The 24,465-nt window shown below is 45.1% G+C and carries 19 protein-coding genes; 6 read left to right on the top strand and 13 right to left on the bottom strand.

From position 1 onward, the window contains the following. Window positions 1-99 precede the first annotated feature (99 nt). From GVO60_RS10170 to fabB, 4 genes are all read right to left on the bottom strand, one after another. The gene (locus tag GVO60_RS10170; RefSeq protein WP_159653561.1) at window positions 100-5,190 is read right to left on the bottom strand and encodes a FimV/HubP family polar landmark protein; all 5,091 of its coding nucleotides are present in this window, start codon (window positions 5,188-5,190) and stop codon (window positions 100-102) included. Window positions 5,191-5,393: 203 nt separating this feature from the next. Further along, window positions 5,394-6,407 carry an aspartate-semialdehyde dehydrogenase gene (locus GVO60_RS10175; RefSeq protein ID WP_159653563.1) on the bottom strand — a complete coding sequence of 338 codons (1,014 nt, stop codon included), beginning with the start codon at window positions 6,405-6,407 and terminating at the stop codon, window positions 5,394-5,396. Beyond that, window positions 6,404-7,537: a 4-phosphoerythronate dehydrogenase gene (locus tag GVO60_RS10180; protein WP_159653565.1), complete on the bottom strand. Its 1,134-nt coding sequence runs from the start codon at window positions 7,535-7,537 to the stop codon at window positions 6,404-6,406. Before GVO60_RS10180 ends, GVO60_RS10175 begins: the two co-directional genes overlap by 4 nt. 250 nt (window positions 7,538-7,787) lie before the next feature. Next, window positions 7,788-8,999 carry a beta-ketoacyl-ACP synthase I gene (fabB, locus tag GVO60_RS10185; RefSeq protein WP_159653567.1) on the bottom strand — a complete coding sequence of 404 codons (1,212 nt, stop codon included), beginning with the start codon at window positions 8,997-8,999 and terminating at the stop codon, window positions 7,788-7,790. 128 nt (window positions 9,000-9,127) lie between these two features. Between fabB and mnmC the strand changes: the two genes are divergently transcribed. Beyond that, on the top strand, window positions 9,128-11,146 hold the full coding sequence (gene mnmC / locus GVO60_RS10190; RefSeq protein ID WP_159653569.1) for a bifunctional tRNA (5-methylaminomethyl-2-thiouridine)(34)-methyltransferase MnmC2/FAD-dependent 5-carboxymethylaminomethyl-2-thiouridine(34) oxidoreductase MnmC1: 2,019 nt from the start codon (window positions 9,128-9,130) through the stop codon (window positions 11,144-11,146). 64 nt (window positions 11,147-11,210) lie between these two features. Here the strand turns inward: mnmC and GVO60_RS10195 are convergent, their stop codons facing one another. Further along, entirely contained in the window at window positions 11,211-11,735 is a 525-nt protein-coding gene (locus GVO60_RS10195) for an NADPH-dependent FMN reductase (protein ID WP_159653571.1), read from the bottom strand. 142 nt (window positions 11,736-11,877) lie between these two features. Next, window positions 11,878-12,141 carry a YfcL family protein gene (locus GVO60_RS10200; protein WP_159653573.1) on the bottom strand — a complete coding sequence of 88 codons (264 nt, stop codon included), beginning with the start codon at window positions 12,139-12,141 and terminating at the stop codon, window positions 11,878-11,880. Window positions 12,142-12,298: 157 nt separating this feature from the next. On the opposite strand from GVO60_RS10200, the gene GVO60_RS10205 reads away from it, so the two are divergent. Further along, on the top strand, window positions 12,299-14,437 hold the full coding sequence (locus GVO60_RS10205; protein WP_159653575.1) for an LruC domain-containing protein: 2,139 nt from the start codon (window positions 12,299-12,301) through the stop codon (window positions 14,435-14,437). Between the two features lie 10 nt (window positions 14,438-14,447). Beyond that, window positions 14,448-14,894, top strand: a complete 447-nt coding sequence (locus tag GVO60_RS10210; RefSeq protein WP_159653577.1) for a hypothetical protein — start codon at window positions 14,448-14,450, stop codon at window positions 14,892-14,894. A 65-nt stretch (window positions 14,895-14,959) separates the two neighbouring features. On the opposite strand, the gene GVO60_RS10215 is transcribed toward GVO60_RS10210, so the two are convergent. Beyond that, window positions 14,960-15,490, bottom strand: a complete 531-nt coding sequence (locus GVO60_RS10215; protein WP_159653579.1) for an elongation factor P hydroxylase — start codon at window positions 15,488-15,490, stop codon at window positions 14,960-14,962. Window positions 15,491-15,711: 221 nt separating this feature from the next. Between GVO60_RS10215 and GVO60_RS10220 the strand changes: the two genes are divergently transcribed. Beyond that, a complete protein-coding gene (locus GVO60_RS10220; RefSeq protein ID WP_159653581.1) occupies window positions 15,712-16,335 on the top strand; it encodes a trimeric intracellular cation channel family protein in 624 nt (207 codons plus the stop codon). 36 nt (window positions 16,336-16,371) lie between these two features. On the opposite strand, the gene GVO60_RS10225 is transcribed toward GVO60_RS10220, so the two are convergent. Continuing rightward, window positions 16,372-18,276: a bifunctional metallophosphatase/5'-nucleotidase gene (locus GVO60_RS10225; protein WP_159653583.1), complete on the bottom strand. Its 1,905-nt coding sequence runs from the start codon at window positions 18,274-18,276 to the stop codon at window positions 16,372-16,374. Window positions 18,277-18,453: 177 nt separating this feature from the next. Beyond that, on the bottom strand, window positions 18,454-19,239 hold the full coding sequence (locus GVO60_RS10230; protein WP_159653585.1) for an EAL domain-containing protein: 786 nt from the start codon (window positions 19,237-19,239) through the stop codon (window positions 18,454-18,456). Window positions 19,240-19,402: 163 nt separating this feature from the next. Between GVO60_RS10230 and GVO60_RS10235 the strand changes: the two genes are divergently transcribed. Further along, a complete protein-coding gene (locus GVO60_RS10235) occupies window positions 19,403-19,633 on the top strand; it encodes a hypothetical protein (protein ID WP_159653587.1) in 231 nt (76 codons plus the stop codon). A 30-nt stretch (window positions 19,634-19,663) separates the two neighbouring features. On the opposite strand, the gene aroC is transcribed toward GVO60_RS10235, so the two are convergent. Together aroC and prmB are read right to left on the bottom strand one after the other, a co-directional pair. Further along, window positions 19,664-20,749 (bottom strand): chorismate synthase, encoded by a 1,086-nt coding sequence (gene aroC, locus GVO60_RS10240; RefSeq protein WP_159653589.1) that lies wholly within the window; start codon window positions 20,747-20,749, stop codon window positions 19,664-19,666. 189 nt (window positions 20,750-20,938) lie between these two features. Further along, window positions 20,939-21,871 (bottom strand): 50S ribosomal protein L3 N(5)-glutamine methyltransferase, encoded by a 933-nt coding sequence (gene prmB / locus GVO60_RS10245; RefSeq protein WP_159653591.1) that lies wholly within the window; start codon window positions 21,869-21,871, stop codon window positions 20,939-20,941. Window positions 21,872-21,933: 62 nt separating this feature from the next. Here prmB and smrB point away from each other — a divergent pair, with 62 nt between their 5' ends. After that, complete coding sequence (gene smrB, locus GVO60_RS10250; RefSeq protein ID WP_159653593.1) at window positions 21,934-22,464, top strand: endonuclease SmrB; 531 nt, start codon at window positions 21,934-21,936, stop codon at window positions 22,462-22,464. Between the two features lie 62 nt (window positions 22,465-22,526). On the opposite strand, the gene flhB is transcribed toward smrB, so the two are convergent. Next, window positions 22,527-23,657: a flagellar biosynthesis protein FlhB gene (flhB, locus tag GVO60_RS10255; protein WP_159653595.1), complete on the bottom strand. Its 1,131-nt coding sequence runs from the start codon at window positions 23,655-23,657 to the stop codon at window positions 22,527-22,529. 24 nt (window positions 23,658-23,681) lie between these two features. After that, window positions 23,682-24,464 (bottom strand): flagellar biosynthetic protein FliR, encoded by a 783-nt coding sequence (gene fliR / locus GVO60_RS10260; RefSeq protein WP_159653597.1) that lies wholly within the window; start codon window positions 24,462-24,464, stop codon window positions 23,682-23,684. Window position 24,465: the final 1 nt, after the last annotated feature.

A 24,465-nucleotide genomic window follows, 5' to 3' on the forward strand; every position in this document is an offset into this window, starting at 1 on the left:
CAGGGTGTTCTCTTAGGGTCTGCTGAAATGGGGCGGGAAGTATAAACATTTTCCACGCAAAAAATAAGGGGGACACCTTGTCCCCCTTAGTTTGTTTACTTAACCGCGGTTAATATCATCGATTAGTCGCTTAGCTTCGCGGCGTATCTCATCACTTCCATCAACAATCGCTTCTTCGAGCAGTTTTTTTGCTCCTTGCGCATCATTCATTTCCATGTAGATTTTTGCCAGATCCAGTTTGCCTGCCGCTTCTGCGTTCGCATCAACGTCTTCTTGGCCACCAATATCGCCAATTACATCTGGAAAATCGTTAAGACCTACGTCAAGTTTGAGTGAATCATCAATCTCTTGCGCTTCTTCAGCATCGACTTCAGCCATCAACTCATCGATGGTACGATACTGGTTCTCTTTCGGGTTAAACTCATCAAGAGATTGCTGATCTTCCCAATTCTCATCCAGTACTTGTGCTTGCTCAGGTAGATTCTCTTGCGACCAAATGTCCTGCTCTTCTTCAGGAATATCATCGCTGATCTGAGCTTGCTGGTCCGGAGACAATGTAAAGCCATTCCAATCTTCCCCACCCATCTCTAGCATGGCATCAATGTCCATGCCTGCACTATCTGATGTCGTAGCATCGATTGGATTGTCAAATGAGAAGCTAGCTGGGGCTTCATCATCCGATTCCATTAGCAATTCATCAAAGGCTTTTTCATCAAAACTATGAGTCGGCTCTTCTACTCGCGATAACTCTGGTTCGACCTGTTCTGGAGTATCACTTGCAATTGCCCCCTCTTCCATTGCCTCAACAGATGACTCGCTCGGAGAGGCCTCTTCAAACGGCGCAGATTGCTCTTCTAACTCTGGTAGCTCAATATCATCAAGATTAAAGCTCGTTTCATCATCCTGCTCAGATAACTCTTCACTTCCAGATTCAGCGAACATATCCGCCAAGGCATCTTGCTCGTTGTATTCTGGTAGCTCTAGATCATCTAAATCAAATGACTCTGCGCTCTCTTCAGCTGCAGGATCTTCAACAGCTTCTGGCTCAATTGCAGGCTCTGCTGCCATGTCTGCCAGTGCGTCTTCTTCGTTGTACTCTGGTAGCTCTAGCTCATCTAAATCAAATGACTCTGCGCTCTCTTCAGCTGCAGGAGCTTCAACAGCTTCTGGCTCAATTGCAGGCTCTGCTGCCATGTCTGCCAGTGCGTCTTCTTCGTTGTACTCAGGGAGCTCTAGTTCATCTAAGTCATACGACTCTGCACTCTCTTCGGCTACAGGTGCTTCAGCAGCTTCTGGCTCAATTGCAGGCTCTGCTGCCATATCTGCCAGTGCATCTTCTTCGTTGTACTCAGGGAGCTCTAGCTCATCTAAGTCAAACGAGTCCGGCTCTTCCGCTACAGGTGCTTCAACAGCTTCTGGCTGAATGGCAGGCTCAGCGGCCATGTCTGCCAGTGCGTCTTCTTCGTTGTACTCCGGAAGCTCTAGCTCATCTAAGTCAAACGACTCTGCGCTCTCTTCGGCTACAGGTGCTTCAGCAACTTCTGGTTCAATTGCAGGCTCCGCTGCCATGTCTACCAGTGCGCCTTCTTCATTGTACTCAGGGAGCTCTAGCTCGTCTAAGTCATACGACTCCGGGCTCTCTTCGGCTACAGGAGTTTCCGCAGCTTCTGGCTCAATGGCAGGCTCGGCTGCCATGTCTGCAAGTGCGTCTTCTTCGTTGTACTCAGGGAGCTCTAGCTTGTCTAAGTCAAACGACTCTGCGCTCTCTTCGGCTACAGGTGCTTCAACTGCTTCTGGCTCAATGGCAGGCTCAGCGGCCATATCTGCCAATGCGTCTTCTTCGTTGTACTCAGGGAGCTCTAGCTCATCTAAATCAAACGATTCTGCGCTCTCTTCGGCTACAGGTTCTTCAGCAGCTTCTGGCTCAAGCGCAGGCTCAGCGGCCATGTCTGCCAGTGCATCTTCTTCATCGCTCTGTGGCTGCTCTAACTCAGTGCCTTGGTCAGCTTCTAGTGATGCAAGTGAATCTTCTTGAGAAACAGACTGTTCAGGTTCATCAATCAGCCAATCATCGTCTTCAGGAATACCAAATTCGTTTGGAATCGCTTCCGGCATGCTTGGGCGATCTTCAGCAACAGGTGGAGTCTCTGGAGTCTCTGGAGTCTCTGGAGTCTCTGGAGTCTCTGGAGTCTCTGGAGTCTCTGGAGTCTCTGGAGTCTCTGGAGTCTCTGGAGTCTCTGGAGTCTCTGGAGTCTCTGGAGTCTCTTTAGATGGTGATTCAGCTTGCTCTTGTTGTGCAAGAACATCTTCTTGCTCAATCGCAACTTCTTCTTCCACTTGAGCCGGAGCATCACCTTGCAATGAGCTTTTTGTTTCTACTTCTGAAACAACCGTCTCTTCGACTTGTGGAGATTCAACATCATCAATTGCTGCAGTTAGCCAATCATCATCTGCTTCTGGCTGTTCTGATTCGAGGTCTGCTTCAGCGACGACTTCACTTTCATCTGCTTCAGCGACGACTTCACTTTCATCTGCTGCAGGCTCGTCATCAGCCAGATCTTGCGGCTCAGTATCCACATCAGGTTCATTAAACTGTGGATTCTCAACTTCATCGATCGCTGAAGTTAACCAATCGTCTTCATCTTCTTCAGCATCAACGTCTGGCTCTGGCTCTGGCTCTGGCTCTGGCTCTGGCTCTGGCTCTGGCTCTGGCAAGGACAATTCCTCAGCATCTAGGTCCAGGTCTAGTTCTTCAGCAGTTTCTGAGATGTCATCCAACTCAAGTTCATCAAGCAAAGGATCGCCATCAGGTGCAACATTGAGCATGTCATCAATGAAATCTTCGCTGGAGAAATCGGTGCTAATCTCTGGTTCTGGTTCTGGTTCTGGTTCTGGTTCTGGTTCTGGTTCTGGTATAGCTTCAACGGCTTCACTATCCGCAAGCAAGTCTTGAATGTTTTCATCTAACTCAGTGCTTTCAGCTAAATCTAAATCGGCTGGTTCCAGTGGTTCTTCATCTGTCACTGATGATACTTGTTCAGGTTCGCTCTCTGGCAAAGCATCAAAGTCAGGTTGTTCTTGCCCTTCTAGATTTTGCTTTTCTATTTCTAACAGTTCTTCGAACAGATCTGTCCCTTCATCACCCAGCTCAGTCTCAGAATCGTCATCAACGCTATCAAACAGTTCATCAAGCAGGTCGGTACTGTCATCCAATGAAATAGACTCAGGTACCTCAGTATCGCCAATCAACTCATCCAATTCGGAATCAAGATCGATTGAATCATCATCCGAGTCATCTAAAAGCTCATCTAACAGATCAGTACTTTCTACATCTAAGTCGGCACCCTCATCATCCAAACCAATCAACTCATCAAAGAGTTCTTCACCTTCAAGTTCAGATGGTTTACTCGGTTCCGTCAGCGCCGCATTGTTTGCGTCGAGCAATTCATCGAGTAAATCCGTACTATCTTCATCTACCGTTGTGGAATCTTCTTCAAGCAGCTCATCTAATAGTGCTGTTTCGTCAATAGAGTTCGCATCAAGAGTATCAAGGTCAGCTTGCGCTTCCATCTGAGCGAAGATGTCATCTATCTCACTGTCAGAGGCAAGGCTCGGCTCATCTAGTTTCATTTCTGGCTCATCACTGAGATCAAACTCATCGCCGTCATCCAACAAGTTATCAAAATCTAAGCTTTCATTTGGATCGTCATCAATCTCACTAAACAGATCATCTAGCATAGACTGATCTAGCGACTCACCTTCTAGATCTTCGGTATCCGCCGTATCGGCTAGCAATGAATCCAATACGTCTTGCGACATTTCGTTGTCGTCAGACAAATCAAAACCGTCGTCGTCATCGTCAGCATCGATAACCACTTCATCAAGAGCACGCTCCATCTCTTCAAGACCAAGAGCTTTGTCATCGCTGTTGACACTGATACCGCTTGACCCAAGATCACCATCAGTGAGTGATTCATCAAGATCACCATCATCGCCAATGCCCGCAAATGGGTCATCGCCATCTTCACCTTCTAAATTGAAGTCCAGATCACTGTCATCTAAATCAGCAAAGACGTCATTTTCATCTTTGCTCTCGCCATCTAATTCACCGTCATCTGAGAATAGGGCTTCGCTATCATCAGAATCACCAAATAAGTCATCATCCAACAATAAGTCATCATCCAGATCTTCATTCAAAGCTTCTGGGGCGACAGGGGTAACTGGTGGTGGGGTTTGTGCTTCTTGCTGAGTTTCAGCAGCGCTATCATCTTGCTTGCGGCGACCCAACAACACAACAACAAGTAGGCCAATCAGCAAACCTGGAATAATCGCTAATGCCGCGACAAGCCATGTATTAGAGAAAAAGTTATCCAATGCTGATGGCGACATTTTTTGCTCTTCGGCAAGGCGTAAGCGCTCTGCTTCCAGCTGTTTCTCGACTTCATCACGAATTCGAGCTTCATCACCTAGCTCATCTTTCAGTACATCGACTTCAGATTGAACCTCAGCCAGCATTAGACGCAACTTGTGATTCTTCTCCTCTAGCGCCATCAAGTCGCCTTCTGAAGTCTCAAGCTGTTTTTCGAGAGTTTTAACTTGCTTAGTCTGCTCTCGCTTAGCAATTTTTACCAAATCACTCTTACCTGCATCGACCATGTCAGGTTTTGTAGTTGGTACAACAGGCTTCTCATTGCTTTGAGGTGAAGTTTTAGCAGTCTGAGTCGTGACCGGTTGAGGCTTACTTTGAGGTTTTGCTGCAGTAGTACCGTCCAATCGCGCTTTATGCGCCTTCATAACGTTAACGGCTTCTTGAGTAGAAACCACGTTTATCTGATTGAGTGACGGTACGCGAATCGTACTACCAGGCTTTAGCTCATGGATGTTTTGGTTATCAAACGCTTGAGGGTTTAATTGAAAAATGGCGTAGAGCGTTTGTTGGATAGATACTGAAGTCGCGGGGCGTAACTGAGTCGCGATACCCCATAACGTTTCTTGCTCCGTGGTTGGGCCATAGAAACGAGAAGGCTCTGCACTGCGCAGTCCATTAGAAACAGTCTCAGAGTATTGTGGCGATGTTTGGATTTCACCATTTGGCCCTTTAAGGCGGATACTCTCAGCACTTACGATTGATGTTTGAGTCACGGCAACCATTGCAAGTGGCAATAGTAGACGCTGTAGAAGTCGACGCATATAAGGCTCAGCTATGTGCTCAATTAATTTAAATATACAGTGATCTGTTAAATATATCGGATAAAGCGGGCAAAACTATAGGTATTGAACTAAAAAATGTGTGTCTAACGCCATATTCGTATTAATCTCACACAATTTTTCTTTATTCGATTAAAAAAGCCTCACACATTGGTGAGGCTTTGATAAACATATCAGTTAATCGATTAGTAGTAATCGCGAATTAACACTTCAGCGATTTGCACTGCGTTCGTCGCTGCGCCTTTACGAACGTTGTCCGCAACCACCCATAAGTTAACCCCACTATGGTGGCTGATATCATTACGAATACGACCAACCATTACGTGGTCTTTACCACCAGCATCGCGAACTTGAGTCGGGAAATCTTCACCTTGGAACACTTCAATACCATCCGTATTCTCTAGCAGATTGATCACCTCTTGAGCATCAATAGGCGCACATGTTTCTAAGTGAATCGCTTCTGCGTGACCATAAAATACAGGTACGCGCACACAAGTTGGGTTTACTGTAATGCCTGGATCATTAAAGATCTTCTGTGTTTCCCAAACCATCTTCATCTCTTCACGTGTATAGCCGTTTTCCATGAACTGGTCGATCTGTGGAATACAGTTGAAGGCAATCTGCTGTGCAAACTCGTTGCTTTCTGCAGGCATACCGTTCAATAGTTTTGCTGTTTGACCCGCTAACTCATCAATACCTGCTTTACCGGCACCTGAAACAGATTGGTAAGTCGATACGTTAATGCGCTCAATACCAACTGCATCATGAATTGGTTTAAGTGCCACCAGCATTTGAATCGTTGAACAGTTTGGGTTCGCGATGATATTGCGGTTACGAAATTCTGCAATCGCTTCCGGGTTCACTTCAGGAACCACTAGAGGAATATCATACTCGTAGCGGAATTGTGATGTGTTATCGATAACAATCACGCCTTCTTCTGCTGCAACTGGTGCCCATTTGGCAGAGAGTTCTCCACCTGCTGAGAAAAGAGCGATATGCGCTTGAGACCAATCAAACTCCTCTACGTTTTGTACACGTACGGTTTTACCGTTAAAACGGTAAGTCTTACCTTCACTACGCTCACTCGCTAGTAAGAAGATCTCACCAACAGGAAATTTGCGCTCTTGAAGCACTTCCAAAATAGTTTCACCGACCGCACCGGTCGCACCTAAAACGGCAACATTATATTGTTGGCTCATTGACTTACCTCAACCTGAAAACCTAGTTTTTCTAGTGGTGCTAAGTTACATGACTCATCACCTACCAGTGTGACAGCACTGTACTCTCGTCGATCCCAGTAGTTTTTACGCATCAGGTCAAACGAACCTGGCTTACTGATTTCGCGACGGAATAAGGCGTCATCTTTGCGCACATCATAAATCAGCTGAGTAAGATTATGTAGTGTTGCTTCATCCCACTCTCTATCCAATACCATGGTTGGTACAGGTGCTGTTGGCAATAGCTCGCTGGCATGCGCAGATAATTCGTTATTTAAGAACTCGCAGTAGCTATTGAAGATCATTGTCGTACCACGCGCTTTCCCTTCCAGACCATAGCCTGCAACGTGAGGGGTTGCGAATGCTAGCAGAGGCAGAAGCTCCATATCAACCTCTGGCTCAAATTCAAACACATCTAGTGCCGCGATAAAGCCATCTTTTTTCATTAAGCGAGCTTTCAACGCACTATTATCAACCACTGGACCGCGAGCTGCGTTAATCAATATTTGATCAGCACGCATCGCATCAAGTCGAGTTTGGTCGATAAGGTGATGGGTTGGGTATTCACCATCGCGAGTAATCGGCGTATGCAGAGTGATAATGTCTGACTGCTCAAGCAAGGTTTCTAATTCTGTAAACTCTCGCTCGTCTCCCGCTTTTTCCTTTGGCGGATCATTGATAAGGACTTTAATCCCTACACCTTGTAAGCACTGCTGCAAATAGCTACCAACTTGGCCCGCACCAATAATGCCAACCGTCTTATCAAATACAGAAAAACCATGCTGTTGAGCCAATACCATCATTACGCTAAACGCATATTCGGCAACACCTACTTTGTTACAGCCAGGTGCTGCGGTAAAGAAAATGCCCTTATCTTTTAGTAGAGTCTGATCGACATGGTCCATGCCTGCAGTAGCGGTTCCAACAAACTTGAGTTTATTTGCCTTAGCAATTAGCTCTGCATTCACTTTAGTTACCGAACGGATCATTAATGCATCAACGTCAACTAAGTCATCAGCAGTTAGAGTACGACCCGATTTTAGGATCACTTCACCGAGCTGGCTAAACAGTTCCTCAGCATACGGCATGTTTTCATCAATAAGGATTTTCATGGTTTTAATCGTGTGATTTGGCATTGGAAGAGAATGAATTAATGAGATTGTGCAGAAAAGCTCAGCTGGTGTCGAGGTGATTGTTATCCAGAAAGAAAAATGCCCGGCATATAGCCGGGCAAAGTTCCAGAACAAAAGGATCTTGACCCGCTCTCCATGGGTCAAAGTCTGCGTCTGTTCGATTGCTTCAGTAGTAGAAACAATCAGCTCTGGAAACTGGTTTGCTGAGTAATTTGCTCAACAAATACAGTTAGCCTTGGTACTTCTTGATTACTAGAGTTGCGTTAGTACCACCAAAACCAAAACTGTTTGACATAACTGCGTTCAATTCTACATCGCGTTTTTCTGTCACGATATCAAGACCTTGTGCAGCTTCGTCTAGATTCTCAACGTTAATACTTGGCGCAACAAAGTTGTTCTCTAGCATCAGGGTTGAATAAATAGCTTCGTGAACACCTGCAGCACCTAGAGCGTGACCTGTCATCGCTTTAGTTGCTGAGATTGCTGGGCTGTTACCGCCAAAGACTTCTTGGATAGCACCAAGTTCTTTCACGTCACCCACAGGTGTTGAAGTACCGTGAGTGTTTACGTAGTCAATGCTATCAACTTCTTGCATTGCCATCTTCATACAGCGAACTGCGCCTTCACCTGATGGAGCTACCATGTCGTAGCCATCTGATGTTGCACCGTAGCCTACGATCTCGCCGTAGATTTTCGCGCCGCGAGCAAGAGCGTGTTCAAGCTCTTCGATAACCAGCATGCCGCCGCCACCAGAGATAACAAAACCATCACGGTTTGCATCATAAGTACGTGATGCTTTTTCTGGCGTTTCATTGTATTTCGTTGATAGTGCGCCCATCGCATCAAACATCATCGTTTGAGACCAATCTAGCTCTTCACCACCACCCGCAAAAACAATGTCTTGTTTGCCAAGTTGAATCAGTTCCATTGCGTGACCAATACAGTGTGCAGATGTTGCACATGCTGAACTCATTGAGTAGTTCACGCCACGAATCTTAAATGGAGTCGCAAGACAAGCAGATACTGTTGAAGACATAGTACGTGGAACCATGTAAGGACCCACACGCTTAACGCCTTTCGCACGCATAGTATCAACAGCGACAGCTTGGTTTAGTGCAGAAGCACCACCAGAACCAGCTACAATACCAGTGCGCTCATTAGAAACCTGGTCTTCGGTAAGACCTGAGTCTTCGATTGCCTGCTGCATTGATAGGTATGCATAAGCTGCCGCATCGCCCATAAAACGCATCTGTTTGCGATCAATGTGCTCTGCTGGGTTGATTTTAAGATCACCCCAAACTTGAGAACGAAGACCCTGCTCTTTAAACTGCTCTGAAGCAGTAATACCAGACTTACCTTCTTTTAGAGACGCTAAAACTTCTTCGACGTTGTTACCGATACTTGAAACAATACCCATACCGGTGATTACGACACGTTTCATTATGACATTCCTATAATTCTAAATTCCGCTAGATGATAACTAAGTTACCCCTGAAAAGTGGTCAGCTTTCCCATAAATCCGTACAATCGCCTCAACTTTACTGCCTTTATCACATAAATTCAGACGCTATGACCTCGATTACCAATGCACAACTTGGCTGGAACGAAGCTGGAACCCCTGTTTCTGACCAGTTTGACGATGTTTACTTTTCAAACGTAAACGGTCTTGAAGAAACTCGTTATGTCTTCTTGAAGCAAAATCATCTCCCACAAAGATGGCAAGAGTTTGATCAACGCCGCTTTGTTGTCGGCGAAACAGGATTTGGTACTGGACTAAACTTCTTAGCCGTTTGGCAGTGGTTTAATCACTTTAGGCAACAAAACCCTGACGCTCCATTAAAAGAGCTTCATTTCGTCAGTTTCGAAAAGTATCCTCTTAGCCGTGAAGATCTCGTTAAGGCTCATGAATCTTGGCCTGAATTGGCCGAGCTCGCAGAAAAATTGCAAAAGCATTACCCAATTGCGGTACCTGAATGCCATCGCATCGTATTAGAAAATGGTGCGATCACACTCGACTTATGGTTTGGCGACATCAAGGATTGTATGCCAAAAGTACCTGTAAATGAAAACGGTATCATTGATGCTTGGTTCTTAGATGGCTTTGCACCGAGTAAAAACCCAGAAATGTGGAATCAAGACCTATTCAATGGCATGGCGAAGCTGGCCAAGGTCGACTGTACTTGCGCGACATTCACAGCAGCTGGTTTTGTTCGAAGAGGTTTAATCGAAGCAGGCTTTGATATGAAGAAAGTCAAAGGCTTTGGTACTAAGCGAGATATGATCGCTGGCAGCCTTAAAGAGCGCCCACTCGTTACCAACTTCAAACCATGGTTCCATCGCGCCAACAGCGCTTGTGCGACATCTATCGCTATTATTGGTGGTGGCATTGCCAGTGCAACTCTAGCAAAAACGTTGGTCCGACGTGGCAAGCAGGTGACCTTATACTGTCAAGATGATGCTCCAGCGCAAGGCGCGTCAGGCAACCGTCAAGGAGCGGTTTACCCATTGCTCAATGGACCTCATGTCGGTGTGTCTCGTGTATTTGCGCCCGCCTTTTTGTTCGCAAGACAATTTGTTGAACAGATGGCTGAAACCATCTCATTTGATCATAGCTGGTGTGGTGTCACGCAACTTATGTGGGATGAAAACGCTAAAAATAAACTGGAAAAGATGGTGCAAGGCCAATTCCCAGAGCAACTCATTCATGCTCTAGATTCAAGTCAAACCACTGAAATCATCGGTTTGCCAATTGATATGGCAAGTGTCCACTACCCTCTAGGTGGTTGGCTTTCTCCTGCGCAGCTGACCACGGGATTATTAGATGAGCTAGAGAAAAGCGCTCAATTTGATGCTCGCTTTAACCACAAGGTTGAGCGTTTAAGTTGGAACGAAACAAGCCAGCAATGGACATTGACTAGTAACGAGTTCAACAATGATCATGACGTTGTTATTATTGCCAACGGTCACCAGTTCTCTGAGTTGGAGCAGACAGCCGACGTTCCACTAGGCCAAGTAAAAGGACAAGTGAGTCACATTCCAACCACTGACGACCTAAGCCAGTTAAAAACTGTACTCTGCTACGATGGATATATGACGCCATTAAATCCAAACAATGCTCACCACTGCATTGGGGCAAGCTATGATCGCAGCCATCTAGATTATGAATTCGATCCCGCTGCTCAACAAGATAATGGCGACAAGCTGCGCAAATGTGTACCCAATCAGAATTGGCCGCATCAAGTTGACACGAGCAGCAACCAATCTCGCCAAGGAATTCGCTGCGTAAGCCGAGATCACCTGCCATTCATCGGCAATGTCGGTATGCTCGACCAAACTCAACAGGTTTATCAGCAGCTGCAAACCATGACGCTAGAAGAAGCGCCAGTCGTTCCGCAACAGCCAAACCTTTACTGCATGCTGGGGTTAGGCTCTCGCGGATTAAGCTCTGCTCCACTACTAGCGGAAACCTTAGCCTCTCAGATTTGTGGCGATCCGCTCCCTCTACCAATCGATGTATTAGAAGAACTTCATCCAAGTCGAATGTGGGTTCGCAAATTGAAAAAAGGCAAAGCCATTACAGCGCTGTAATATGCCGTCCATAAAAAAACGCAGTGATCACTCATCACTGCGTTCTTTTGTGCTTCACTAGAGGTTAGGCTAACTGAGCCACCGCTTCTTTCACTTGTTGAGCAATCTCTTCATTGCTAATCGAGCCCGTTTCGAAATCAAAATTATCATAGAAGCTAGGGACTGATACCGATGCTTTTACATCTGCACCAAAGTATGGCGCTGAACCAGTTGCAGCAGCAAGTACCGTTTGTGCGCCACCAGGGCCTGGCGATGTCGCAAGGTGTACTACAGGCTTGTTTTGGAAGATACTGCGATCAATTCGGCTAGCCCAATCAAACAGGTTTTTGTACGCTGCAGCATAAGACCCATTGTGCTCCGCAAACGAAATAACAATCGCATCCGCTTCAGCTAAATCGGCCAAGAATGCTCTTGCTCCTTCTGCCTGACCAATCTCTTTTTCAGTATCTTCACTGAACATAGGAACAGAGTAGTCATTGATATCTAGCACCTGTACTTGCGCCCCTTCCACTTGGTTCGCTGCGTAAGTTGCAAGAGCTTTGTTGATTGATGTTGAACTGGTTGATGCGCCAAATGCTACGATTCTCATAATGATTACCTTTTTCTGTCTCTCGGTTTGTAGGATTAGAATATCCCTCGTCCCCTTTCCCAACAACAGCAAAAATAAAAAGAGGTTGTTCGAAAAATTCGAACAACCTCTATCGATACAGTTTCAGCATCCCTCAACAAAATTAAGCGAGATTTGCTAGTTCCTGCCATAAATCGTTAACAATCGTACGATCTGCAGGCGTCAACTCTGAACGCGCCGCTTCTAAGCTTGCTTCAATGCGTTGTTTTAGGACATCAACATCATTGATGCCTTCTTCTTCACACGCGGCAGCAGAAAGTGAAATATGACCACGTAGATAACCACCAGCGAACAACTCATCATCTGACGCTGAGGAAATACGTACATCAATCAGCTCAATGAGCTTTTCTTCAAATTCAATAATCATGGTGGTTATTCGCCTAAATCAGTTTGCTTCTCAAAAAGAATGCAGAAGCTTCTCACATTGAGAATACGAACGCAAACCCTAAGTATCACAAGGCTTCAGAGTGTGGCATGGCGTATGCAGTCAGTCATTTAATCGCATTCAAATGAGGGGCAATACAATGAAATCGAATCATCTTCTCAAGGGACTGTTCCTGTCAATTAGTGTTAGTGGCTTATCATCCTATGTAGCAGCAGAAACCCCATTTACCGATTGTCCGACGGAAGCTTTCCTTATTCAAAATCCGTCGGGTCTGCCCGTTGCTTATGGCGTCAATATTGATCTGGGTAGCTACATCACCATGAGTTCTTCACTCGGTAGCGATAAAATAAATGCCGTGGGCTATAGCCAACACGATAACTTTATTTATGGCTGGGATTATGGTGCCCAATCCCTAGCGAAAATAGACGCGACCTTCACCAAATACCCCCTATCCATTTCAAAGCCGCAAGGTGCACCTACCGCTATTTACGTTGGTGACGTATCGTTAGATGAAAATGCTTGGTATGGCTATCGTCCTAGCTATGGACTCTATCGCATTGATCTTGTTAGCGAAACCATGGAGCGAGTTGCCGACTCCAGTCAGTTTGGCAACCCTTCCATCTATGACCTTGCTTTCCATCCTGATAACGGTTTGGCCTATTCCATCGACGCCAATGGCTACCTTTGGGAAATTGATGTTTCAAATGGGAGCAGTACTCAGTTAAACCAAATGTTGGACAAAGCAGCGCTAGGGTATAAGCTCACTTTCGGCGCGATTTATTTTGATGTTAATGGCAACTTGTACGGTAGCAATAATAGTAATGGCTACATTTTCCGAGTAACCATTAATGGCAACAACTCCAGTGCCAACTTTTTCGCTTACGGTCCTTCAAGTAGTTCGAACGATGGAGCTCGTTGTGCATTAGCGCCTGTTGAGCCCAGCATCTATACCGATTTTGGCGATGCACCTGACAGCTATCAAACCTCTTACGATCAACTGGGGGCTCGCCATGGCCTGTCTGATTTGAAACTCGGCACACTTGTAGATGGTGAAGCTGAAGGCAGCCCCTACCCGTTAAGTGATGACAGCTCGGACGGCTCAGACGACGAAGATGGCATTCAGTTCCCAGTACCGATTCAAGTCGGCCAAGTCAGCAAAGTGATTGCGACAGTCAATGGCGCAAGTGATGATTCTGTTCTCAATGCTTGGATTGACTTTGACCGCGATGGCACCTTCGAATCTGACGAATTAATCATTGATGATTTAAGCGTTGACGAAAATACCGGAGATGTCTTTTTCACGGTGCCAACGTGGGCAGATGTTGGCGACACATGGGCGCGATTTAGACTCTCTAACACCTCAGGAATTGGACCTTCAGGTGGTGTTCCGTCCGGTGAAGTCGAAGACTACCAAGTCGATATTACCGAAAGTGGTGTTGTCACAGAGAACTATCCAAGCAGCGGCGCTTACGTGACCTTTGCTTATGAAGATCAATACCCGCTGGTGGGTGACTACGACATGAACGACGTATTGATGAACGTCAAGTTCACTGAATATCAACTCGACAACCAAGTGATTCGCCTAAAAATCGAAGGGCAAATAGCCGCTTTGGGGGGCGACAATCGCTCAGGTTTTGCCATTCGCCTACCAAACGTTGCGCGTAGCGACATCAAAGAGGACTCGATTGAACTGACCATTAACGGCACGCTCTCAAATGCTGAGGTTCTTGAAGCAGATACCATCGATGCTGTCTTCATCATTCATGAGGATTTGTGGGATATTACCGAAGCTGGCGAAGCTGAAAACTGCACCATGTTTAGGACTCAAGATAACTGTGGCACCGCTTATCGTCCTAGCTGGCAACTCACATTATCACTTAAAAATGCAGTCGCGATGAGCGCAATGCCAGAATTTCCATACGACCCATTCATCTTTGCTGCACCAGGCCATTACTACGGTGAAGTGGGATTAGAAGTCTCTGGGGGATACCCTGGCCGAGGACTTGAGATCCACCTTAAAAACAACGCTCCAACATCCAAATTTGTTTCGACTTATAAAACCAAAGGCGTTGATGCATCAAGTGGCGATACTCACTTCCATGACGCCAACGGACTGCCTTGGGCAATAGAGATTCCAAACACATGGAAACACCCATTGGAACAGGTCAATATTCTCGAAGCTTATACTCAATTCGCAGGATTTGCGCAGGACAGCTCAGGCAATACTGATCCAACTTGGTACACCCAATCCACAGCTAGCAAAATCTACGCAGATTAAGGAGCACAATATGAACAATCAACTTAAACTTAGTGTCATCCTCAGCTGTTCTCTTGGTCTTATTGCCTGTGGAGGTGGTGGCGGTGGTAGCTCTTCTTCTTCAGGAGGTAGTGGTTCAACAAAAGCACCAGTAGAGCTAAAAGACTTGAAGATCGACAATGACAATGCACTGGAATCTGTCTATCACGTTGATATCGATGTCTCTTTGCCTGGACTAGATTCCAAGCAAGCTTACATTTCTATTTGTGACAATAGTAACGGAGTCGATAACATCAACTATGATCAGTGCTTGATTAAAGCCGCACTGAAAGATGGAGCGGGCCAATACGAACTCAGAGTGGCCAATCACTGTGACTCTTTAGTGGCAGTCGTTTCGGTCATGGAGCCCGGCACCCCAGCAATGATTTACACGCTAGAACATGATAATCAAGCTCATACAGATTGGTTAATTCAATAACGAGCCATATCAATAAGCCATGATCATACAATAAAAAAGCCACGCAATGTGGCTTCTTTTCAATTCTATTTCACTTCAAACTGCTCAGCAGCAAGTTCAGGTGTTTGGTAAAACAGACGAAGCGCATCAGACAACATTTTAACTCGAGGCGGCAGGCCTTGACCCAAAATACCCATTACTTCGGAGTGAACCTTTGCCATAAATGCTAAACGGTCTGGTTCAAAGTCACCATTTAAATTATCGCAACTTACGGTAAACGGAAAACCCGCGCTGTTAGCGAGTATCCATTCATAAGCTTGAGGTCTTATTTCTACTTTTTCGAACTCAGCTTGCACTTGAGCTGTTCGACCATCAGGCTCATACCAATAGCCAAAATCTTCCAATAAACGACGCTCTGGTCCAGCGACACACCAGTGCGCTATTTCATGTAAAGCCGAAGCGTAAAAACCACGAGCAAAAATAATGCGATGGTGCGGTGAATTTTCATCAGCTGGTAGGTAGATAGGCTCATCCCCTCCTAGCTCTAATTTGGTATTAAATTCGTCTAAGAAAGTGTCATTAAAAATGGTGATTAAGTCTTGATACTCGTGCTGCATAACTCAATTAATGGATCGTATTTTACTTCGTGCCGCATTCTCGCATTTTTGATCTCATTTGCAAATCCCTACCGAGAGTAGTGACATTAGAAAAAGTTATCGGAAAAACGTTTTCGTCTTCACAAAATCTCATTCGTCAGAGATCACATTTGCCACTACACTCACGCCTTAATTTATAAGATGGCAGATTGATTATTCTGCGTTTTCTAAGGCTAAACACAATGTTACTCAGCGTTTTATACATTATTGGTATCACAGCAGAAGCGATGACAGGAGCGCTCAGCGCCGGCCGCCGAAAAATGGATTGGTTTGGGGTCATGCTGGTAGCCAGTGCCACAGCGATTGGTGGTGGTACAGTTCGAGATATTTTACTCGGCCACTACCCTCTCGGCTGGGTAAAGAACCCTGAGTTCTTAGCCATTACCTGTATCGCGGGTGTATTAACTACGGGATTAGCTAAGTGGGTAATCAAACTTAAGGGCCTGTTCATTCGCTTAGATGCTCTAGGGCTTATCGTTTTTAGCATTATCGGTACAAAAGTAGCACTAGGCATGGGCTTACACCCAATGATTTGTATGGTGTCTGCGCTAGTGACTGGTGTATTTGGTGGTTTACTACGTGATTTAATCTGCCGCCAAACACCGCTCGTCTTACATGAAGAGCTCTATGCCTCTGTCGCTTTGGTTGCGTCCGGTTTATATCTTGCGCTTCTAGAGTTTGGCATTAACGACGTAACGGCAACAATCTCTACGTTAGTGGTGGGTTACCTACTTCGAATGGCAGCGGTACGCTTCAAGTGGCGTTTACCTTCATTCCATCTTGAAACGGAAGGTTCTCTTCACTGATAGAAAAGGCTTGGATTAATCCAAGCCTTTTTTGTTTTAGTTCAAAGCATTTATAAGTGCAATTTCTCGCTTCAATACACGCTTATCACTCTCTGACGCTTGAGCCAATTTATCTTGGCGAGCCTTAAGCGCCTTTTGTTTTTCTTCTGGAGACGACAAAATCAACTCTTTGACATTAATGGAAGCGATATTAGTGTAGCGACCGTCTTCGCTACTCGGTACTTCGATCTCGCCACTGCTTAGCATTGATTTTACAATCTCACGCTGCAGTGCATATGTATCATCAAGTCCAACAAGCTGCCAGCGCTGCTGTGGCTTACCCTCATAGGTACCTTGTTTTTGCTCCGTCAAATAGCGAATGGTTAAGTTGCGAATGGTGCCTTGCTCTTCACCGTATTCAACTTCGGTATCAAATAAAACAGGGAAAGTTCGTCCTTCAAGCACTCCACCGCTTTTCGTTAGGTGCCCCATTCGATAGCTGTTCATACCGATCCGAATGTCACTGTCATCAGTCACAGCAGTCCCATCTGCAAACTTCAAATCAGTAATACGCTGACCTTTAGGTTTGGTTAGGTCAATCTGGTATGTGACACCCGCAAAGAAATCATTTGTCGAATATTTAGATGCACGTCGTTTAGGGTCAAAGCTATATGTCACATCACCGACTTTTACTGAATTAAAGTAACCAGCTGACCACTCCATGTAAGTTTTTAGCTCTTTGCCTGTCATTTGATATACCGTAATTTCACCTCCGGCATATTGGTAGTTGTAAGCGATGTCCTTAGCTTTGATTGGGCCTACATCTAGTTCCGCATTATCATTGTCAATCTGAAGCGCAATCACATTTGCTTTAGGTGCATAGAAAAAGCTCGCTTCTTGGAACAAAGCACTAATACCCGTATCTTGAACATGAACCTGCGGAATGCCGCGAATTTCATTTTCAGGTACGAGATCAACACCTGTTAATTGAGCTACTTCACGGTTGGCCATCTCTCTTAAACGCTTGTGGTATGGCTGGTAAAGTGCTTCCATCGCCTTATCAGATTCTGTTCCTTTGATTTTATAAGTGAAGCTATCTTTATTGATTAAAGTAAACTGGCCGCCTCGTTCCTCAAACTGTAAGTCCACTCGTGATAGCGCGCGACCATACTTATCTGGTTCAGTAATAATTACGCCATTTACCACTGCTTTATCTATTCGAGTATGCATATGTCCAGCGACAATCGCATCCAGCTCAGGGTTAGCATTGGCAATATCTGTTACACCAGTATTTGCAATATCATTTTCATTGTCTAACCCCATATGAGCCACCAAAACAATGGCATCAACTTGGTCATCAATTTTATCAATGACCTTTTTCACTTCTAAAGTTGGGTTAGTAAAGGTCACTCCTTGAAGGCGATTGGTGCCTTCTGCGAATACTTGAGTCATTGGAGTATCCATTCCGATCACCCCAATTTTGATTCCATTACGCTCTAAAACTTTATAACCAGGTAAGAAAGGGTTGCCATCAGCGCGTTTAATATTGCCACCAAGTGAATGGCCTTTGAACTGAGTCAATGAGCGATTTAATACATCTAGGCCAAAGTCAAATTCATGATTACCTAACACCCAAACATCATATTGCATTTCGTTGAAGCCAAGCATCATTGGATCAATCGGTTCATCTTTAAATGTCTCGACGAAATTCCCTTGAATCGTATCGCCAGCATCGACCAAAATAGTATTAGGCTGTTCATTGCGGATTTGTTTTACTTTGGTCGCTATTTGACTAAGACTTCCCCGCATATTGAGTTTATCTGCCGCGTAGTCCCACGGCATAAAGTGACCGTGTAGATCAGAGGTTCCTAAGATTGTCACTTGATGAATATCACCATCATTGGCCAAACTAGGAAATGCTAGTGATAGTAGGATCGCGCTAGATAAGAGTCTCTTCTTCATTGTCTTTATTCACTTTATTGTTGATAAACTAAGTGAATAGTATTGAGTTATCCTCTCAATAAAGTGATAAAGCTCAACTAAGAACAAACCCATAACAATCAGTTACATACAATTTAGAGATAGCGCTCACATTCAACAGATTCACACACGTATATTGATGAACAGCACTTTTCCAACTTAGTATTGTTCTAACTTTTGGCTCTCCATTGGTCTCGCAACCCAATACCCTTGAAAGTAATCGACACCACATTCTCGGCAAAGCCAATACTCTTGCTCGGTCTCGATTCCTTCCGCGATAGTTTTTGCTCCTATCTGTTGCGCAAGTTCGACAGCGTGACGAACAAACTGTTGATCACCAACAAAACTACGATCAATCTTTAGATAGGGAGAGCGAATTTGTAACGCCCTCGCCCGAGTAGAGTAATGCGTTCCGTAATCATCTAAAGCTGTTGCAATACCGTGTTCAGCCAATCTTTGCTTGCCTTTCACGATCCCACTGAGATCTGAGTCTTCAAACTCGGTAATTTCATACACGATTTGGGAGCAACTCATTCTTAAACATTTTAGTCTCAAGAGTAGATATTCTATCGCTTGGAGGTGATTGGCTAGTAGAGAGAAAACGGATGGGGAAACATTGATAAATAGCTTTCTATCTCTATGCCGCGTATGCGCTAGGTTGATGGAATGCAACTTAGCACACAATAAAGTGGTAACAACATTCGCTTTGTCTCCGGGCTTCAAAGAAGAAAAATAGTCCCCTGTATGAATCATATTATTCAGGCTATCTTTAATACGAACCAACCCTTCAAATGCGAATAACTCACCTGTCCGGTCTACAATAGGCTGAAACACGCTATTAAAGAGATGTCCTTGATATAAGCCATACACAAAACCACCGTGCTGATATCTCACCAAGCTCTGAATATAATCCGCCTGATTCGAATAAATTGAATCCAGTTCCACTGAGCGCCTCGATTATTTTTTCATCAATGTAACAAATCCATACTAAAAAAAGAGTAAGGCTATGTAAGCAACCTATTACACGACCTTACAACAAAACTTTTGTTTATCAGCCCACTGAATGATTCAATTGATAAAAACATCATTGACAGTTTTGAGTTCAAGTATGACTACTTCACTTCCGCGCTACGCTTTTGTCTGCGCTAAACACAACCAAACCATCGTTGTTAAACACGGTAATACCAATAAAAGCCTAGAGACAGATCTAGATGAAGAGATCGTTTTTCTGGCGCCACTCGCGATAGATGCTGCACTAAAAGAAGATATTCATGTGCTACTTATTGATAGAAAAAGTGGTAAATATGTCGATTTCGCGGGGATTATAAGAGGAAAATAGGCCCCACAATAATGTGAGGCCTAGTAAAAGTTAAATCTTCGGAGTCTCTGTTGTAACACCATGGTTTTGACCACGATGACGTAGTAGGTGGTCAAGGACGACAATCGCCAGCATCGCTTCGGCAATAGGCACTGCGCGAATACCAACACATGGGTCATGACGACCTTTCGTAATCAACTCAGTTGGTTCACCTTGGCGCGTAATGGTCTCACCAGGAACAGTAATACTCGACGTTGGTTTCAACGCAATATTCGCGACAATATCTTGACCCGTAGAGATACCACCCAAAATGCCGCCTGCGTGGTTACTACCAAAACCATCTGGCGTTAGCGTATCACGGTGCTCACTGCCCTTTTGAGAAACCACATCGAAACCATCACCAATTTCGACACCTTTCACCGCATTGATACTCATCAGAGCATGAGCAATATCTGCATCAAGTCGGTCAAAAACAGGTTCACCTAAACCAACAGGCACATTGGTTGCGACGACCTGCAGCTTGGCACCAATGGAATCACCCTGCTTTTTCAAGTCGCGGATCAGTTGGTCAAAAGCTTCAACCTTGTCTGCATCTGGACAGAAGAAAGCATTGTTTTCAATCTCATCCCAATCAACTTTCTCAATCGCAACGTCACCCATCTGAGATAGATAAGCACGGATTTCAACACCGAACTCTTGCTTCAGGTACTTTTTAGCGATCGAACCAGCTGCAACACGCATTGCCGTTTCACGAGCAGAAGAGCGACCACCGCCACGGTAGTCACGCACACCATATTTTTGGTGGTAAGTATAATCCGCGTGGCCTGGGCGGAACTTATCTTTAATTTCTGAATAATCTTTTGAGCGTTGGTCTGTATTTTCAATAAGCAGACCGATCGAAGTACCCGTGGTTTTACCTTCAAATACACCAGATAAGATTTTTACCTCATCCGGTTCACGACGCTGAGTGGTATAGCGAGAAGTGCCTGGTCGACGACGATCTAGGTCGATTTGAATATCTGATTCTGAAATCTCTAGCCCCGGTGGGCATCCGTCAACGATACATCCTAGTGCGATACCGTGACTTTCTCCGAATGTGGTCACTCGGAAATGTTGTCCGATACTGTTTCCTGCCATTACTTCCTCAAACTTATTGGCCCTGTATACAGAGCTTTACACTTCAATTGTTCGTAAATTCATAGTGGCTTTAATATGTTTTGATGTAAACCCCTAATCACGAACTATTTTGCTTTTTAGCCCGCATAAAAAACGCCAAGCTAGAGGCCCCCTCTAGCTTGGCGTTTAAAATAAATGGCTTGGGAAAGATTAGTCTTTGTAGATAGAAAACTCTGCCGCATGCTCAAGCATTTGTTCACGCGTTAGCATGAATACACCGTGGCCGCCGTTTTCAAATTCAATCCAAGTGAACGGAATATGCGGGTATTGTTCCATCATGTGGATCATTGAATTACCCACTTCACAAATAAGAATACCATTCTCAGTTAGATAATCTGGTGCGTTAGCCAGAATACGACGTACCAGTTTTAGACCGTCGGTACCCGCTGCAAGACCAAGCTCAGGCTCATGAGTAAACTCATCAGGCAGGCTGTTCATATCTTCTTCGTCTACATACGGTGGGTTCGATACGATCAGGTTGTACTGCTCTTTTGGTAGATCACGAAATAGATCAGAACGGATAGGGAAAACTTGTTGCTCCATACCGTGGTCTTGCACGTTTTGCTCAGCAACCTGTAGTGCATCGGTAGAAATATCAATCGCGTCCACTTCAGCATCAGGGAAAGCATGCGCACAAGCAATTGCGATACAACCGCTACCTGTACATAGGTCCATAATGCGTGTTGGTTCTTCAACTAGCCAAGGTTGGAATTCCGCTTGAATCAATTCACCAATTGGAGAACGAGGCACAAGTACGCGCTCATCAACAAAGAATTCAAGACCGCAGAACCATGCACGATTAGTTAAGTAAGCCGTTGGAGTACGCTCATTGATACGCTTCACTACTCGCTCAACAATGCGAAGGCGCTCGCTGCTGGTTAGGCGAGAGTTCAATACATGCGGAGGCACATCAATTGGCAGGTACAGAGTAGGAAGAACAAGCTGAACAGCTTCATCCCATGCGTTATCAGTGCCGTGACCATAAAAAAGGTTAGCGGCGTTGAAACGGCTCACTGTCCAACGAATCATATCTTGAAGCGTGTGAAGTTCTGAAACCGCTTCTTCTACAAAAATCTTATCCAAAATTGCCTCCGAAAAGCGCTACAATACTGCCAATAGCATTTTTATTTACGTATTGATTACCCATGAGCAAAAAAGACACCGACATTGACGATGATTTCGCCCTTTTTAGGGATGCAGTACAAGGCGTAAAAAAGTTGTCACAGGATACCATAGTCCAGCAACCAAAAAGAAATACTAAGCAAAAAGAAATCAAGCGTACCAGTCGTGAAGCAACGGATTCTGAATTTTATTTTTCTGATGAGTTCGTACCATTACTCAATGAGGAAGGTCCAACCCGTTACGCGCGTGATGATGTCTCACAATACGAAGTGAAGCGTCTACGTCGCGGCGTATACGTACCCGATGTCTTTCTGGATATGCATGGGATGACGCAAGTTGAGGCAAAACGCGAGCTTGGTGCGATGATCGCATACTGCGTAAAGAATGAGATTTCTTGCGCGTGTGTACAACACGGCATCGGGAAGCATATTCTCAAACAGAAAGCACCTCTTTGGCTAGCTCAACACCCGGATGTTATGGCGTTCCATCAAGCGCCACTTGAGTTTGGCGGTGATGGCGCGCTATTGGTACTGCTTTCAATTCCAGAGAAGTAACGTAGAAGCCACTCTATGGAGTGACAGATATCAAAAACCTCGTCATCCTTAAGAGTGAACCTCTATTTTCTCAAGTCTGGTGGAATTGGCAGCTCTGAGGTTTTAAGGTTTGGTCGTTGGCCGCCACGCTTACGGTACTGCTTAAGCTGGAATACATAAGCAAGTATCTGAGCTACGGCGGTAAACAGCCCGTCTGGGATCTCTTGTTCTAGCTCAGTGGAGTGGTAAAGTGCACGGGCCAAAGGTGGGGCCGGAATGACGTAAATATCATGTTCACGCGCTATTTCTCGAATTTTCAGCGCCATGTGGTCAGTACCTTTAGCAACCACAATCGGAGCTCTATCACTATTTTGCTTATAACGCAAAGCAACAGAAAAGTGCTCTGGGTTGGTCACGATAACATCGGCTTGCGGCACTTCTGCCATCATTCTTCGCTGCGCCGCTTCACGTTGGAGCATACGAATACGACCTTTAACTTCCGGCTTACCTTCTGTCTCTTTGTATTCGTCTTTCACTTCCTGCTTAGTCATCTTCAATTGATTTGCGTGCTGCCAGATCTGAAAAGGGATATCGATAGCAACCACAATCAACAATGAACAACTGATCAACAAAACAAAATTAAGCAGGATATCTAAGGCGTGGAAAATGTTTTGCGGGAAGACATCCATACTCAATTGGAAGAGATCTTCTTTCGCGGCATTGATGAGATAAAACGCCATGCCAGATACCAAAGCCACTTTCAGAATCGATTTAATCAACTCAACCCAGCTTTGCATACCAACCATGCGCTTCAAACCACTTAACGGGTTCATTTTTGAAAGCTTTGGCATGGCTGCTTCAACAGAAAAACTGATACCGCCAACACCTGCGGCCCCAGCCACTGCCGCAACAAATAGCGTCACTAGGATAAGGATCAGCGGTAGAATCAAGCTGGTAAGTGAGCCTAAGGCAATATCAAACAGTTTTACGTGATCGAAGATTTCTTCGCGGGAGAGTGAGAAAAGACGCTCCATTACCGTGAATAAAGCGCGAGCAAGCCCCTCGCCAAACCACATGAGCGATATTGCACCAACCACCAGCACTGATACAGACGCCAACTCTTTTGACCTTGCAACCTGCCCTTTTTCTCGGGCCTGTTGCAAGCGCTTGGGCGTGGCGTCTTCGGTACGTTCTTGACCGTCAGACTCTGCCAATCCAATCTCCTAATAATGCGAAAATTAGCAATCTAAACGAATGAAACTACAAATTTGCTGCTCGCCTTGTACCCAGAATAGCTCATAGTGACTGTATAACCCGCCTAGGATGTACCAACACAGTAGCAAACCCACCATCAAAGCAAACGCAAAACCTAATGAGAAAATGTTTAACTGAGGTGCTGCACGAGTCATCACGCCAAATGAAAGGTTGATGGTCAGCAAAGCGATAATGCCGGATAGAGACATACTTAGCGCCACTTTAAACATGGTTCCAAGCCAAAGTGCCAGCTCACGAAAATCCACTGTCGTTAACGAACCACTGCCGATGGGCAACGATTGGAAACTCATCACCACCAGCATGATCATTTTTAAATGACCATCAGTTGCCAAGAAAAACATGGTCGCTAAGAACATAAAAAGCTGACCAAGCAAGGGCGTATTTTGTCCGTTAGCCGGATCGACCATAGAAGCAAAACCTAAGCTCGACTGCATACCAAGGATTTGACCCAAAATAACAAACGTTTGAATCATGAATTGGGTGACAGTCCCCATCGCGACACCAATAATGATCTGCTCTAGCAATGTCATAAAGCCAGCGAAAGAAAGCAATTCAATATTTTCAGGTACAGCGGGGATGATAGGCATCACCGCAAATGTGATTGCTAAACCTAAGTACAATCGCACCCGAGTTGATACAAAACGAGCGCCAGTCACTGACATCACCATTAACATGGCCGCTATCCGAGAATAAGGCCAAAAGTAATTCGCTATCCAATCAAGAATAAGGCCAGTCGGAAATTCCATA

It is taken from the genome of Vibrio atypicus, assembly GCF_009811315.1.
Classification (GTDB): domain Bacteria; phylum Pseudomonadota; class Gammaproteobacteria; order Enterobacterales; family Vibrionaceae; genus Vibrio; species Vibrio atypicus.

Coding starts and splice junctions, on each gene's coding strand:
- GVO60_RS10200 (WP_159653573.1), bottom strand. CDS start 12,141: ATGATTATTGAATTTGAAGAAAAGCTCATTGAGCTGATTGATGTACGT.
- GVO60_RS10170 (WP_159653561.1), bottom strand. CDS start 5,190: ATGCGTCGACTTCTACAGCGTCTACTATTGCCACTTGCAATGGTTGCC.
- GVO60_RS10215 (WP_159653579.1), bottom strand. CDS start 15,490: ATGCAGCACGAGTATCAAGACTTAATCACCATTTTTAATGACACTTTC.
- GVO60_RS10210 (WP_159653577.1), top strand. CDS start 14,448: ATGAACAATCAACTTAAACTTAGTGTCATCCTCAGCTGTTCTCTTGGT.
- mnmC (WP_159653569.1), top strand. CDS start 9,128: ATGACCTCGATTACCAATGCACAACTTGGCTGGAACGAAGCTGGAACC.
- fliR (WP_159653597.1), bottom strand. CDS start 24,464: ATGGAATTTCCGACTGGCCTTATTCTTGATTGGATAGCGAATTACTTT.
- GVO60_RS10235 (WP_159653587.1), top strand. CDS start 19,403: ATGACTACTTCACTTCCGCGCTACGCTTTTGTCTGCGCTAAACACAAC.
- GVO60_RS10220 (WP_159653581.1), top strand. CDS start 15,712: ATGTTACTCAGCGTTTTATACATTATTGGTATCACAGCAGAAGCGATG.
- fabB (WP_159653567.1), bottom strand. CDS start 8,999: ATGAAACGTGTCGTAATCACCGGTATGGGTATTGTTTCAAGTATCGGT.
- GVO60_RS10180 (WP_159653565.1), bottom strand. CDS start 7,537: ATGAAAATCCTTATTGATGAAAACATGCCGTATGCTGAGGAACTGTTT.
- aroC (WP_159653589.1), bottom strand. CDS start 20,749: ATGGCAGGAAACAGTATCGGACAACATTTCCGAGTGACCACATTCGGA.
- smrB (WP_159653593.1), top strand. CDS start 21,934: ATGAGCAAAAAAGACACCGACATTGACGATGATTTCGCCCTTTTTAGG.
- GVO60_RS10175 (WP_159653563.1), bottom strand. CDS start 6,407: ATGAGCCAACAATATAATGTTGCCGTTTTAGGTGCGACCGGTGCGGTC.
- GVO60_RS10225 (WP_159653583.1), bottom strand. CDS start 18,276: ATGAAGAAGAGACTCTTATCTAGCGCGATCCTACTATCACTAGCATTT.
- GVO60_RS10205 (WP_159653575.1), top strand. CDS start 12,299: ATGAAATCGAATCATCTTCTCAAGGGACTGTTCCTGTCAATTAGTGTT.
- GVO60_RS10195 (WP_159653571.1), bottom strand. CDS start 11,735: ATGAGAATCGTAGCATTTGGCGCATCAACCAGTTCAACATCAATCAAC.